Here is a 14,200-nt window from a genome sequence, read left to right as displayed (position 1 = left end):
AATGAGAGACAAAGTCGCGCTCGTATCTCGCGCCGCGCGGATCGACGTCGATCACCGGCGCCGGCGGCGGCCGCGCCGTCTGCCCTCTAGAGGGTATAGTTTCGACACCACAACCCTTGTGCAATTGGACAGGCAAGCTATGTTCGCAGTCCTTCCACACGCCAAGAGTAGGTGATGCGAGACCGTAGTGCTCCCGCCCTCGGCAGGAGCAGCAATGTCCGCGGTATCGCGTCCGCCCAATCGTCTGTTGCAAGCACTTCCCCCCACGGAGTACGCGCAACTCCATCCCCTTCTGGAAACCGTCGACCTGACCAAGGAAACGGCGCTCGCCGATGCCGGCGCGCCGGTGCAGCGGGTTTATTTTCCGCATAGCGGCGTGGTCTCGATGATGATCAATCTGTCCGACGGGCAATCTGTCGAAATTGCAACCGTCGGTCGCGATGGCATCGTGGGCGCGTCTGCCGCCCTGCACGAGCGGCCGCCGCTTGCCGACGCGATTGTCGTGGTGCCAGGCTCGGCCTCGATGATGCGGGCGGAGGATTTCCGCGAGGCAGCAAATCGCAGCGCGGATTTCCGGACCCTGGTTGCGCTCTATGAGCAGGCGCTGATGGCGCAGACGCAACAATCCGTCGCCTGCAACGTTTCCCATCCGGTGGAGGCACGGCTGTCACGATGGCTGCTGCGCGCGCGCGATCTGTGCGGCAGCGAGGCGTTGCCGCTAACCCAGGAGATGCTGGCGCAGATGATCGGCGTCCGGCGCAATGCGGTTTCGATTGTCGCGCATGGGTTTCAGCAGGCCGGCATCCTGCGTTACAGCCGCGGTCATATCGAGATCACCGATATCGACGGGCTGCGGAAGGCGGCGTGTGAATGCTATACGACGGTCAAGGCGCACGCCGAACAATTGATCGGGCCGGAAGACTGACCGCGCGCCGCCCAGCCCCAACTGTGACCGACCACACAACCCGAATGTGCGGCGATAGGTCTATTCCTATTGGAACCAAGACATGTTTCCATTGGAACCCTGACGTGCCAGAATAGGTTGCAACGACGTCAAGCTGCACGCGTCAGCCCTGGGCCCAGAGACAAGCTTTGCCGGCAGGCTGGAGGTTGCTTTGGAAACGGTTCCGCGATCACCCAACGGATTCCTGGCGTCGCTCTCGGCGAGCGATTTCGAATTGATTCGGCCGCATCTGCGGACGGTCGACCTCGCGGCCGACTCGGTCCTGGTCGAGACCGACGAGATGCTCAAGAGGACATACATGCCGCACAAGGGCGTGATCTCGCTGGTGGTCAAGCTGGCAAGAGGCGAGCGCGTGCAGGTCGCGATGGTCGGCCGCGACAGCATCTATGGCGCATTCGCCCCGCTCGTCGAAGGGCCTGTCCTCAACAACGCCACGGTGCTGGTGCCCGGCGTCGCCTCGACCGTGGAACTCGAGCCGTTGCGCGCAGCTGCCGGCCAGAGCCCGACGCTTCGCGCGAGATTGATCCGGCACGGGCTCGCCGTCTACGCCCAGATCCAGCAAACGGCCGGCTGCAACGCCGCGCACACCGTGGAGTCACGGCTGGCGCGATGCCTGCTGCACACGCGCGATCTCTCCGGCAGCAACAAGATCGTCCTGACGCAGGAGGCGATGGCGCAGATGATCGGCGCGCGCCGCAACAGCGTGTCGCTGGTCGCGCATACGCTGCAACAGGCCAATTTCATCCACTACAGCCGCGGACACATCGAGATCACCAACGCGGATGGGCTGATCAAGACGGCGTGCGAATGCTACGCCGCGGTCAAGGCGCAATATGCGGGACTGCTGAGTTGTCAGGAAGTCGGCCGCTAGAGCTTTTTATCTTGCCGCGTTGTCGTCATGCGACCCGGCACCCGCTTCGCCCGAAAGCGCTCCGACCGCTGTGCAAGCCGTACTTCTACGGCGTGCGATTTTCACCGTCGGATAACGCTGTTTCCCCACATTCACGTGGACGCACGGGGGAGCCGATGTTCACGTACCAGACGACCGATCGGAAAGAAGCGCGGCGCTTCCGCATGGCCCAGTTCAACGGCCGGACCGCCACCGTACGGTCGGCCGGCGCGACCGTCACGGGACGCGTGCGCGCGATCGTCGAAAGCAAGTCTGGCGCGACGGCGGCGTGGCTGGTCACGATCGTTCCGGATGAACCGAAGGCATCCGCGCCGGCCGCGCGGCTCGCGCCGCGCCTGTGCTTCGCCGCGGAAGACGGCTTCTGAGAACCGGGTTCTAGCGAACCGAACGTCGCTCAGAGCGTTTCGATGGAATCGGGACGCGGCTCCGGATTTCAGTTTTGACGCGTCTTCTTTACGCGAACCAGTTCGCTTGAAAACGCTCTATGCGGAATGCAACAGGGCCTTGCGGACGAGGTCGGCGGTGTTGCGCGCGCCGAGCTTGCGCATCGCCTCGGCGCGGTGGCTCTCGAAGGTGCGCGGGCTGATGTTCATCCGCAGCGCGCCCTGCTTGTTGGAATAGCCGTCGCTGATCAGGCTGAGCACTTCACGCTCGCGCTTGGTCAACGGCTTGCGGCCGGCTTCCGGCGCGAACATGACATCCGGCGACCGGGAGCCTGCCGGCTTGTCGTCGCCCGGCGGCTTGAGTTCCGCGGCCGGGACGGCATTGGGATAGAGGTCGGAAATCTGCTTCAGCATCGCGGACACGCGCTCGGTCTGCTCGAGCGCGTTCTCGATCACCTGCCGCAGATAGACACCATTGCCGGGCGCGTGCGCGAATTGCTGACTGTGCTGTTTCAGCTCGTTCATATAGAGCAGCAGCGCCGTCACCGGCCCATTGAACTGCCGGACGATTGCGGCACCGGCGTCCGCCTGCGGCCGCGGCGTTGCGGGTTCCTGAGTCTCAAGCGGCTGCGGCTCGAGCGTCGCGGTTCCACCCATCCATGCCGGAAGGCGCGCCTCGGCTCGGTTGTCATGTTGCGTCATAAGTATGGTTTACCAAAGGTGAACTTGTGGCCGCGTTAACACGGGACTCCGTAAAACTACGGGTGACGCAACTGTGACCTTGGGCCCCGACCTGCCAAGCAGGCGCAGATTACCGCTGATTTGGCAACGAATCTCGCATATTTGAGTCGAATTACAGTATTCTTACGGGACGGGTGGCGAGGTCGTCGCCGGCGGGATTCGCGGCCCGACCTCAACGGTTCGGCCGGCGTTTCCCGGCTCGTTGGTTCCGGGTTGAACATGGCAGGACTTCACGGCCGGCATCGCCTCAGGGGCGCCGGAGCCGAAGAAATTTCTGCAGGAACCGCCCCGAAAGAACGAACCTGAACCACCAATACGCCATTCGCCGGGTCGTCATCGATCATCCCTCTCGAGCATCGGGATGGCGTCGGCATACCGCACGCGGGCGCCCGCACCTATGAGACGGTTCACATCAACCGAGCAGGGTGCGCATCGGGCAGGGATCGGATCAGGCGAATGTCAATTTACAGCCCCGACGGGCGTCGCGATGATCACCGCCTCTCGATCAGCAATAAGGGCGCGGCCATGAAGCGAGGGCGGAACGGATCCTGGATTTCCTGGATGACGATTGCGGCGCTCGCCGCGGCACTGCTGCTTGGCGCCGGCGCGCATGCGCAGACCGAGCCGACCAGCAGTGCCGCGCCGACGCCCGACAACGCGGTCATGCTCACCATCTTCTTCAAGCATGATCAGTCGCGACCGCTCGGTGAGCTCAATGCCCAGCTTGAGCGGCAGGGCTTCTACAAGGCGTTTCCGCCCGAGGGTGTCGAGGTCGTCAGCTGGTACGTGATGATGGGAATCGGCCAGGTGGTGACGCTGCGGTTGCCGGCATCGCGGCTGCGCGAGGTCAACCGCGTCATCGAGAACAGCGCCTGGGGCGCCTACCACACCGAGTTCTACCCGACCTACGACTACAAGGCGGTCGGGATCGGCAATCACGAAAAAGCAAAGCAGTAGCTGGTCGCATCGAGACCCTGCCGGGAGTCACGGCTGCGCGCCGGAGTTGCCGGTTTTGGCCGAAGACCGGGCTAGCGATTGGATCCGATCCACCGCCTATGCGTGGGCCCGCGAGCGCTGGCTCAATCGCTTTGCCAGCGTCCGCAAATCCTCGGCGCGCCCGCTGCAAAGCAGGCGGCTGAATTCGTCAGGATCTATGGAGGCGGGCGGAAAATCGGCTGGGTTGCGTGCGACACGGCGTAGCCAGGTCAATCGGAAGAGACGCTTGAGCATCTTCATGGTTGTCAGCCCCGATGAGCGTCATTGTTAAATCGCGGCAATGAAATTTGGTTCCACAGCTTGTGGTCGCCCGACGCAAAATTTGGTTCAACGCCGTCAGGCGAACAGCGCCTTGCGCTTTTGCACGCGCGCAATGGATCGCCGCACCGCGACCTGATCGAGTGATCCATCCTGCACCGCACCCGCGACCGCCGCGGCGATGCCGGCCATCTCCTGCTCCTGGTCGAACAGATTGTTGCCGATGCAGATCATGTCCATGCCGGCGGCGATCGACTGCAGGCTGGCCGCGCTTGTGCCGAGCGCCTTCTGCAGCCCCTGCATCTGCATGTCGTCGGTGATCAGCAGCGTCTCGGGCAGGCGACGGCGAAGCCGGCCGAGCCCGGCCGATGACAATGTCATCGGATGCTGCGCGTCCCACTGCCGGACAATGGCGTGGCTGACCAGTACCGCATCGCCATAGGTGCGCGGCGCCAACGCGTAGAACAGTTCCTCCTGCTCGGGACGCAGCGCATCGGAAATGTCCATGAACTCCAGGTGCGAATCGACGCTTGCACCGCCGATGCCCGGAAAATGCTTCAGGCAGAGGCCTACTCCCGCCTGCCGCGCCGCAGCGTCGACCAGCCGGGCATTGGCCTCGACCTCACCGATATCGGGCGAATAGGACCGCTTCATCTTGCCGATGTTGGGATTGTCGGGATTGTAGTCGACGTCGATGACAGGCGCGAAATTGTAGCGGATGCCGAGCCGGTGCAACTCGCCGTAGCTTGCGGCCAGCACCGTCTGCTTTTCCGCGCGCGCGAGCAGATTGAACTCCTTCGCGCTCGGCAGCGGCTGAAAACCGCAGGTGTCCTTGAGCCGGCGCACCAGGCCGCCCTCCTGGTCGATGAAGACCAGCGGCCGCGACGGCAGCACCGCGATCTCGGCGCAAAGCGACTGCACCTGCGCGGGCGAGGCGATGTTGTTGTCGTATTGCCGGGTCTGGCAGGAATAGTCGAACAGGATCACCCCGCCGAGCCCGAATTGCGCGGCAAATTCCTTCAGCCAAGGCGGAACGACCTTGCCGTGGAAGCCGAGGATGAAGAGTTCGCCGACGGACATGGCCGCTCGATTCGGTTGCCGCATGGAATCAGCCGTGCCCGATGGAATAGCACGCTGCGGCGGCGGTAAGAATATGACGCAGGCAGCAGTTCGACTGCGTTCCCCGTGCTCGCATCACTATGTTAAGACACGCCGGCGGGCCTCGCTCGCCGCCACGACACAAGGACTTTCGGAAACGCCCATGACAGCAGCTTACGTCCCGCAAATGGCCCTTTACCGCCAGTGGCTGAAGCAGACGCGCGGCCTTGAGTTTGCGGATTTCGAGGCGATGCGGCGCTGGTCGGTCACCGATATCGACGGCTTCTGGCAGAGCGTGTGGGATTATTTCGACCTGCGCTCGCCGACGCCGCATTCGGCGGTGCTGGCCGAGCGCAAGATGCCGGGCGCGGTGTGGTTTCCCGGCGCTTCGGTGAACTACGCGCGCCAGGTCTTCCGCCATGTCGCGCCGGCGCATGCCGCAGGCCTGCCGGCCCTGATCTCGAGCGGCGAGGACGGCAAGCTCTCGGAGACGAGCTGGCCCGAGCTGCAGCGCAAATCGGCCGCGCTGGCGCTGCATCTGAAGGCTAACGGCGTGCGCGCCGGCGACCGGGTCGCCGCCTACTTGCCGAACATTCCCGAGACGATCATCGCGTTCCTCGCGACCGCGAGCCTGGGCGCGGTCTGGAGCGTCTGCGCGCCCGACATGGCGGCGCCCGCGGTGATCGATCGCTTCAAGCAGATCGAGCCGAAGGTGCTGATCGCCTGCGACGCCGTGACCTATGCCGGCCGCCGCCACGATCGGCAAGGTGTGATCGAGGAATTGCGGCGCGCGCTGCCGACCGTGCAGCATGTCATCCTGCACAGCGACGCCGCGCCGTCCGAGACGCGATTGTCATCGATCCTCGCGGGCCGGAGCGCGGCGATCGACGCCTTCGAGCCGGAATGGCTGCCGTTCGATCATCCGCTCTGGATCGTCTATTCCTCAGGCACCACCGGATTGCCGAAGCCGATCCTGCACAGCCATGGCGGCATCATCGTGGTGGCGCTGCCGCTCTCGACGCTGCACAACGATATCGGCTGCAGCTATCAGCCAAACTCGTTCGGCGAACGCTTCCACTGGTACTCCTCGACCGGCTGGATCATGTGGAATTGCCAGGCCAACGGCCTGCTCAACGGCACGACCTGCTGCATTTTCGACGGCAGTCCCGGCGGCACCAAGGACAAGCCGGACTGGACCACGCTGTGGCGCTTCGTCGCCGACGCCAAGGCCACCTTCTTCGGCGCCGGCGCGGCGTTCTTTGCCAATTGCACCAAGGCGGAGATCGATCTTGCTGCCGTCGGCGATCTCTCGGGCCTGCGCACGCTCGGCTCGACCGGCTCGCCGCTCAGCGCCGACACCCAGGCCTGGTTCAACGAGCGCTTCGCCGCGCTTGCGAAGCACAACGGCAACGCCGCGCAGGCCGATATGTGGTGGGCCAATATTTCCGGCGGCACCGACTTCGCCGGCGCCTTCATCGGCGGCAATCGCGAATTGCCGCAGACGCCGGGGATCATGCAATGCCGCCTGCTCGGCTGCGCGGTGGAAGCGTTCGACGAGCAGGGCCGCGCGGTGATCGACGAGGTCGGCGAGCTCGTCTGCACCGAGCCGCTGCCCTCGATGCCGCTGCGCTTCTGGAACGATCCCGGCAACGCGCGCTACCTTTCCAGCTATTTCGAGACCTACCCCGACAATTTCGACGGAAGTGGCCGCGGCCCGGTGTGGCGACATGGCGACTGGCTCAAGATCAACCCCGACGGCTCCTGCGTGATCTATGGCCGCAGCGACGCCACCATCAACCGCCATGGCCTGCGGATGGGCACCAGCGAGCTCTATTCCGCGATCGAGGCGCTGCCGGAGGTGCTGGATTCGATGGTGGTCGACCTCGAATATCTCGGCCGCGACAGCTACATGCCGCTGTTCGTGGTGCTGCGCGAGGGCATTGCGCTCGATGCCGCGATGAAAGCCAAGATCAACAAGGCGGTCGAGGCCGGGCTGTCGCGCCGCTTCCTGCCCAACGACATCTTCGTCGTGGCGGAAATTCCGCGCACGCTGTCCGGCAAGAAGCAGGAGCTGCCGGTCAAGAAGCTGCTGCTCGGCCATCCCGTCGAGAAGGTCATCAATCGCGATGCGATGGCCAATCCCGGATGCCTCGACTGGTATCTCGACTTTGCAAAGAGCTATCTGAGCAAGCAGGCCGGCGCGGCGTGACGGCCGCTGAATGCCATTCGCGTTTGGGATCTCACGACATGTCTTCACCCAGCTACATCGACCCGCTCAACGGAAAACTGTATCCGCTGGATATCCCGCGCTGGTGCTCCGACGAAGGCAAGCCGCTCCTGATAACGCCGCTGCCGGGCATCTCCCGCGACGACATCGATCGCGCGACGCAGTCGCTGTGGCGCTATCGCGCGGTGCTGCCGGTCGAAATCGGGCAGCCGATCACGATGGGCGAAGGCTGCACGCCCGCGGTCGAGAAGGCGTGGGATGACCTGCGGCCGCATTTCAAGCTCGAATGGTTCAATCCGACCGCAAGCTTCAAGGATCGCGGCACCACGGTGATGCTGTCGTTCCTGCGCCAGCTCGGCGTCGATGCGGTGCTGGAGGACAGCTCCGGCAATGGCGGCGCGTCGGTTTCAGCCTATGGCGCGGCGGGCGGCATGCGGGTCAGGATCCTTGCGCCGGCCACGACGTCGCCGATGAAGGTGGCGCAGATGCACGCCTTCGGCGCCGAGGTGCAGCTGGTCGAAGGCCCGCGCGAGGAATCCGAGGCGGAAGCGATCCGCCAGTCGAAGCAGATCTTCTACTCCAGCCACAACTGGCAGCCGTTCTTCCTGCAGGGCACCAAGTCGCTGGCCTACGAGATCTGGGAAGATTTCGGCTTCACCGCGCCCGACAACGTGATCATGCCGGTCGGCGCCGGCAGCAGCCTGCTCGGCTGCTATATCGGCTTCAAGGAACTGCTCGCGGCCGGGCAGATCGCGCGACTGCCGCGCCTGTTCGCGGCCCAGCCGCTCAATTGCTCGCCGGTCGATGCCAGCTTTGCCGCCGGCGTCGATACGCCGGTCGATCGCGCGGTCCGCAAGACCATCGCCGAAGGCACCGCGATCAAGCATCCGCTGCGGCTGAAGCAGATGATCGCGGCGCTGAAGGAGAGCGGCGGCGGCACGGTGGCAATTCCCGAGGACGGCATCGTGGCGGCGTTGAAGCGATTGGCGCAGACCGGCCTGTTCGTCGAGCCGACCTCGGCCACGGCCGCCGCCGCGCTCGACGTCCTCAAGGCGCGCGGCGCGATCCGGCCGGCGGAGCGCACCGTCGTCATCATCAGCGGCACCGGGATCAAGGCGGCGGGGCTGATCACGGAGCTGCTCGGAGCGGGCTAGCTTTGGCGCGCTCCGAAGAGCTGTGACTAAAGCGCGATGAGATTAGGTTGAATCGTCATCGCGCCTTAGCTCTTTGCTTGAGCATGATCTCCGCGCAAACGCGTCCCGCGTTTGTCGCGAGGGAAAAACCGCTTCGCGCTTTTCCGGACCATGCTTTAACCCGCCTTGCGCAGCCTCAGGGATTCGTAGAACGCCGTCTCGAAATTGATGTAGCCGATAAAGGACGTCGGATCGCCAAACGGCAGGATCTGCGTCGCCCAGTATCCGCCAAAGCCGTTCTGCCGATCGATCCAGTAGAACAAATTGGCGAGACCGGCCCAGCCGAGCGCGCCGGCGGGGCGACCGGTCGGAGCCTGCTCCTCGTTGATCATGAAGCTCAACGCCCAGGACTTCGACTGACCGGGGAAGAACTCGGCGTCGTTGGCGAGCGATGTGATCACGCCGGTGATCGCGGTGACCTTGTTGTTGCCGAGATGGTTCTTCTCCGCCATCCGCACGGTCTCCGCCTTCAGGACACGCCCGTGCTCGCCGGCGCCGTCGTTCAGCCACATCCGGATGAAGCGCATGTAGTCGCCGATGGTGCCGTAAAGCCCGTGGCCGCCCATGTGGATTTCGGGATTGGCCGGTAGCTCGAAATCCATCGGCGTGAGCGAGCCGTCGGCGTTGCGGGCGTGAATGCCGGCGAGCTTGCGGCGCATCGCGTCGGTCAGCTCGAACGTCGTGTCCATGATCCCGAGCGGCTCGAAGATCCGCGTCCTGAAGACCTCGCCGAGCCGGCGGCCGGTGATGGCCTCGACGATCTGGCCGCACCAATCCATGTTGGTGCCGTACTCCCAGCGCTCGCCCGGATCGAACAGCAGCGGCGTCATCAGCGAAGCCTTGGACGCCGTGATGACGCTGGGCTGCCCCTTCTCCTGCGCCAGCCGGTTATAGGTGTGATTGATGAAGTCGTAGCTCAGACCCGCGGAATGGACCATCAGCATGCGGGTGGTGATGTCGCGCTTCGGTGCACGCAACACCGGCTCGCCCTTTTCGTCAAAGCCCTCGATCACCTGGAGCTTGCCGATGTCGGGCGCGTAGGTCCTGGCGGGTGCGTCGAGATCGAGCTTGCCTTCCTCGACGAGCTGCAGGACGGCCGTGCCGGTGATCGCCTTGGTCGTCGAGAAGATCGCGAACACGCTATCGGCCGTCATGTCGGCGGGCTGGTCGAGGCGGCGCTTGCCGGCGGCACCTTCATAGATGTTGCGATGGCGGTCGGTCACCATCGCAACGACGCCGGGAACGCGCGAGTTTGAAGTCACGACGCCATCGAGAATCGCATCTGCTGCTGCACTGAAATTCGTGCTCATTGTCGTCCTCCCATATTTGCTCTGTGATGTGATCTGCCTCGGGCGGGACGCCTGCATTCCACCAGCTGCTTCCCGCCCGATCTTCGCTTGCGTGACACGGCGTAGCCCGGATGAAGCGAAGCGAAATCCGGGACCAGTGTCACCGTTGCGACATATGTCCCGGATTGCGCTTCGCTCCATCCGGGCTACGAAATCAGCCCTACTGCGTGGCAAAACCGCTATAGCCGCTCGCGGCGACCTCGTCGCATTTCTGGCGATAGGTGCCGACACCGCCGCAATAGGACAGCACCCGGCGCGGCTTGCCCTCGACGTTGGAGCCCAGGTACCAGGAGTTGGTCTTGGCGATCAGCGTTGCGTTGGCGGTCTCGTCGTGATGCGCCACCCACTGATCTTCGGTATCCCTGGTCGGCTCGATGACGTTCAGGTTCTTGCCGCGCAAATATCTGATGCAATCGGCGATCCACTCCACCTGCTGCTGGAGGCAGGTGGTCATGTTACAGAGTGCGGCCGAGGGCGCGAGCGGCACCGCTGTCGTGAACAGGTTCGGATAGCCATGGACCTGCAAGCCCATCGTGGTGCGGATGTCCCTGCCCCAATCGTCCTTCAGCGATCGCCCGTCGCGGCCGCGGATGTCGATGCGCGTCAACGCTCCCGTTCCGGCGTCGAAGCCGGTCGCCAGGATGATGACGTCGAACTCGTGCACCGTGCCGTCGGCGGTCTGGATGCCCTCAGGCGTGATGCGGGCGATCGGATTGTTCTTGACGCCGACGATCTCGACATTGGGCCGGTGGAAGGCCTCAAGGAAATTGCTCTCCAGCGGCACCCGGTGCGTGCCAAAACCGTAATCGGCGGGAATCAGCAGTTCGCACAGCTTGGGGTCTTTGATCCGCTCGCGCATCTTCTCGCGCACGAATTGGGTGATCTCGGCGTTGACGGCTTCGTCGAAGAACAGTTCGGCAAAGGACGAGACCCACAGCTTCAGGGATCCGTCGTTCCAGCAGTCCTCGATCACCTGGCGGCGCTGCTGTGGCGTCAGGTCGGCCCAGGCGTGCTCGAAGTCGAACTCGAATCCGGTGAACGTCTTCGGCAGCCGTTCGGTGAGGAACTTGAACTTCGACTTGTAGGCTTCGGCGTCCGCTGCATCCCATTTCGGGTTCTTCATCGGGATGATGTATTGCGGGGTGCGGATGAACACCTTGAGGTGGCCGACCTCACCGGCGATCGACTGGATCACCTGAATTCCGGTCGCGCCGTTGCCGACTACGCCGACGCGTTTGCCAGCGAGCTCGATCGGCCCCTTGGGCCAGCGCGCGGTGTGGAACAGCTTGCCCTTGAACGTCTCCTGTCCCGGGAAGGACACATGCGGGGCCGAGAGCATGCCGCAGCAGGTGACGAGGAACTGGGTATCGATCACGTCGCCCTGGTCGGTCGCAACCAGCCAGCGTTGCGTCGCCTCATTGAAATGCGCGCTCTTCACCGTGGTGCCGAACTGGATGTCCTTCCTGAGGTCGAGGCGGTCGGCGACGTAGTTCAGCCAGCGCTCGATTTCCGGCTGCCCCGGGAATCGCTCGCTCCAGCTCCAGCCTTTGTAGAGCTCCTCGGAGAACAGGTACTGATAGGTGTGGCCTTCGGAATCGAAGCGCGCCCCGGGATAGCGGTTCCAGTACCAGGTGCCGCCGACGCCAGACCCGGCGTCGATCGCCTTCACACTCAGTCCCTGCTCACGCAGGCGGAACAATTGATAGAGACCGGCGACGCCGGCGCCGACGACCACGGCGTCGAGCTTGGTCGTTGCATGCGCACCATTGCTTCCATTCGACCTTGTGACGGCCTCGGTCATGATTTCCTCCTGTGTCTGGCTTCTCGCACGCACCTTTCCACCCGCGGTGTCGCCGGATGATGGTGCGTTGCGTCAATTTGGGTCTCGGCCGCTCGCGCTATCGCCGAAACGCAGAGCAGGCTACGGGCCGTTCGGCCGCGCGGCTTGAATGAAACCGACAATCTCTGGAACGCTGCCGCTCAATTGCCCGACCGGCCAATGGTCTCCTTGGCAAATGGCGAAAGCGGCCTATTCTGCGCTCAGCCGTCCGGCCAAGAACAAGCGGTCAACCGCGCCACCAATCCCAGGGAGGAGGCTCGCGCGATGGGCCAGTTGATCACGGTCGAAGAGCTGCCGCGCTACGCTCCCGGCGAGATGAAGCTGGATAGTTTGTCAGTCGGGAGAAGCGATTTCCGGCTGCGAATTTTCCGCTATGCGCCGTCAGACATCTGGGTCCCGCCGTCCGCAAACTTCCTCCTGGTGCTCTATCGCGACGGCGTGACGTCGATGAACCGCCGCGTCACCGGCGCATGGAAGCAGGATCACGTCGGTCGCGGCGTCACGTCGCTCATGACGCGCGCGGAGCCGTCAAGCTGGCATTGGAACAACGACATTGAGGTCAGCCATTTCTACATCTCGCCTGCCCTCATGACGAAGACCGCGAGCGATGCCTTCGACCGCGACGCCGAAACGATCGAGATTCACGACCTGCTCAAGGTCGAAGACCCGATGCTGACCTGGATCAACGATCAAATGGTCCAGGAAGTCGCCGCGGGCGGTCCCGGTGGACGGCTCTGCTATGATGCGCTGGCGCTGCAGGCGAGCGTGCACATCCTGCGGAAATATGCGGCGATTGAGTTCAAGATGCCCTGCGCGCAAGGACGCTTTCGTCCGGCACATGCCCGGCTGATCGAGGACTATATCGAGCAGAACATCTTCCGGAACATCACGCTGGAGGAACTCGCGAATATCTGCAGTTGCACGCCGGTCCAGTTCGCCCGCAAATTCCGCGTGCATTACGGCATGCGGCCGCATGCCTATGTCCTGCGGCGCAAGGTGGAGCATGCGTGCCAGCATCTGCGCAAGGACCGCGTCGCGCTGAAGGAGATCGCGCTGCTCGCCGGCTTTGCCGATCAAAGCCACCTCAATCGCGTGTTCCGGCAGCACATGAACGTCACGCCGGCGGAATACCGCCGGCAGGTCTGCGAGCACACCGTCCAGGCGTGAGACAGGGTCTGCGACGGACTCACACCGGTGACGGGTTCAACCGCGCAAAGCCTTCCTGGATTCGGTAGGGATAGTACGGATAGGCCGGCATCACCGCGCTCGCGCGATCGAGACGCGCGATCTGGTCCGGCGAGAGCGACCAGCCGACCGCGCCGAGATTGTCGCGCAGCTGCGCCTCGTCACGCGCACCGATGATCACCGACGAAACGCTCGGCCGCGTCAGCAGCCAGGCAATCGCGATCTGTGGCACGCTGCGGCCGGCCTCTGTGGCGACCGCGTCCAGCGCGTCGACGATCGCGTAAAGCTTCTCGTCGTCGATCGGTGGCCCGAACTGCGCGGTCTCGTGCAGGCGGCTGTTGGTCGGTAATGGCTGGCCGCGCCTGATCTTGCCGGTGAGGCGGCCCCAGCCGAGCGGACTCCAGACCAGCGCGCCGACGCCCTGGTCGAGCGCGAGCGGCATCAGCTCGGATTCATAGTCGCGGCCGACCAGCGAATAATAGACCTGGTGCGCCACGTAGCGCGGCCAGCCTTGCCGCTTGGCAACACCGAGCGCTTTCATCAGATGCCAGCCGGAGAAATTCGAGGCGCCGACATAGCGCAGCTTGCCGGCGCGCACCAACGCGTCGAGCGTCGACAGCACTTCGTCGACCGGCGTGAAGGCATCGAAGGCATGAAGCTGCAGCAGGTCGATATAGTCGGTGTTGAGCCGGCGCAGCGCGGCGTCGACCGCGGCGACGAGGCGATATCGCGACGTGCCGGCATCGAGCGGACCATCGCCCATCGGCAGGCCGGTCTTGGTCGAGATCAACACCTTGTCGCGGCGGCCCTTGATCGCGGCGCCGAGGATCTCCTCCGACGCGCCGTTCGAATAGACATCGGCGGTGTCGAACAGATTGACGCCGGCATCGAGACAGACGTCGATCAACCGTCGCGCCTCGCTGGCGTCGCTGCGGCCCCAGGCCGAAAACAACGGCCCCTGGCCACCGAACGTGGCGGTGCCGAAGCTGAGCACCGGGACTTTCAGGCCGGATGCACCGAGATTGCGGTATTCCATGGTCAGACTCCCTTGATCCG

The 14,200-nt window shown here is 64.1% G+C and carries 12 protein-coding genes; 7 read left to right on the top strand and 5 right to left on the bottom strand.

What is annotated here, in order from left to right:
• Positions 1–214: 214 nt before the first annotated feature.
• The 3 genes from QA639_RS02395 (at position 215) to QA639_RS02385 (ending at position 2,239) form a co-directional block, all read left to right on the top strand.
• Positions 215–925 carry a Crp/Fnr family transcriptional regulator gene (locus tag QA639_RS02395; protein WP_244978918.1) on the top strand — a complete coding sequence of 237 codons (711 nt, stop codon included), beginning with the start codon at positions 215–217 and terminating at the stop codon, positions 923–925.
• Between the two features lie 190 nt (positions 926–1,115).
• Positions 1,116–1,835 carry a Crp/Fnr family transcriptional regulator gene (locus QA639_RS02390; RefSeq protein ID WP_157348972.1) on the top strand — a complete coding sequence of 240 codons (720 nt, stop codon included), beginning with the start codon at positions 1,116–1,118 and terminating at the stop codon, positions 1,833–1,835.
• Positions 1,836–1,990: 155 nt separating this feature from the next.
• On the top strand, positions 1,991–2,239 hold the full coding sequence (locus tag QA639_RS02385; protein WP_028336359.1) for a hypothetical protein: 249 nt from the start codon (positions 1,991–1,993) through the stop codon (positions 2,237–2,239).
• A gap of 117 nt (positions 2,240–2,356) precedes the next feature.
• On the opposite strand, the gene QA639_RS02380 is transcribed toward QA639_RS02385, so the two are convergent.
• Positions 2,357–2,959 (bottom strand): helix-turn-helix domain-containing protein, encoded by a 603-nt coding sequence (locus tag QA639_RS02380; protein ID WP_157347411.1) that lies wholly within the window; start codon positions 2,957–2,959, stop codon positions 2,357–2,359.
• A gap of 600 nt (positions 2,960–3,559) precedes the next feature.
• On the opposite strand from QA639_RS02380, the gene QA639_RS02375 reads away from it, so the two are divergent.
• On the top strand, positions 3,560–3,955 hold the full coding sequence (locus tag QA639_RS02375; RefSeq protein ID WP_283089093.1) for a hypothetical protein: 396 nt from the start codon (positions 3,560–3,562) through the stop codon (positions 3,953–3,955).
• 375 nt (positions 3,956–4,330) lie between these two features.
• Here QA639_RS02375 and QA639_RS02370 read toward each other — a convergent pair whose 3' ends face one another.
• Positions 4,331–5,332, bottom strand: a complete 1,002-nt coding sequence (locus QA639_RS02370; RefSeq protein WP_283089092.1) for a glycoside hydrolase family 3 N-terminal domain-containing protein — start codon at positions 5,330–5,332, stop codon at positions 4,331–4,333.
• 181 nt (positions 5,333–5,513) lie between these two features.
• On the opposite strand from QA639_RS02370, the gene QA639_RS02365 reads away from it, so the two are divergent.
• Together QA639_RS02365 and QA639_RS02360 are read left to right on the top strand one after the other, a co-directional pair.
• A complete protein-coding gene (locus QA639_RS02365) occupies positions 5,514–7,559 on the top strand; it encodes an acetoacetate--CoA ligase (RefSeq protein ID WP_283089091.1) in 2,046 nt (681 codons plus the stop codon).
• 38 nt (positions 7,560–7,597) lie between these two features.
• The gene (locus QA639_RS02360; protein ID WP_283089090.1) at positions 7,598–8,731 is read left to right on the top strand and encodes a threonine synthase; all 1,134 of its coding nucleotides are present in this window, start codon (positions 7,598–7,600) and stop codon (positions 8,729–8,731) included.
• Between the two features lie 155 nt (positions 8,732–8,886).
• Here the strand turns inward: QA639_RS02360 and acmB are convergent, their stop codons facing one another.
• A complete protein-coding gene (gene acmB, locus QA639_RS02355) occupies positions 8,887–10,080 on the bottom strand; it encodes a methyl acetate hydrolase AcmB (protein ID WP_283089089.1) in 1,194 nt (397 codons plus the stop codon).
• A 199-nt stretch (positions 10,081–10,279) separates the two neighbouring features.
• Entirely contained in the window at positions 10,280–11,920 is a 1,641-nt protein-coding gene (locus QA639_RS02350; RefSeq protein ID WP_283089088.1) for a flavin-containing monooxygenase, read from the bottom strand.
• 303 nt (positions 11,921–12,223) lie between these two features.
• Here QA639_RS02350 and QA639_RS02345 point away from each other — a divergent pair, with 303 nt between their 5' ends.
• Positions 12,224–13,126, top strand: coding sequence for a helix-turn-helix transcriptional regulator (locus tag QA639_RS02345; RefSeq protein ID WP_028336351.1), 903 nt, complete (start codon positions 12,224–12,226; stop codon positions 13,124–13,126).
• Positions 13,127–13,145: 19 nt separating this feature from the next.
• Here the strand turns inward: QA639_RS02345 and QA639_RS02340 are convergent, their stop codons facing one another.
• A complete protein-coding gene (locus QA639_RS02340; protein ID WP_283089087.1) occupies positions 13,146–14,180 on the bottom strand; it encodes an aldo/keto reductase in 1,035 nt (344 codons plus the stop codon).
• Between the last annotated feature and the right edge of the window lie 20 nt (positions 14,181–14,200).

Source organism: Bradyrhizobium pachyrhizi, assembly GCF_029714545.1.
GTDB classification, from domain to species: domain Bacteria; phylum Pseudomonadota; class Alphaproteobacteria; order Rhizobiales; family Xanthobacteraceae; genus Bradyrhizobium; species Bradyrhizobium pachyrhizi.
This window is presented reverse-complemented; position numbering and strand designations above follow the sequence as displayed.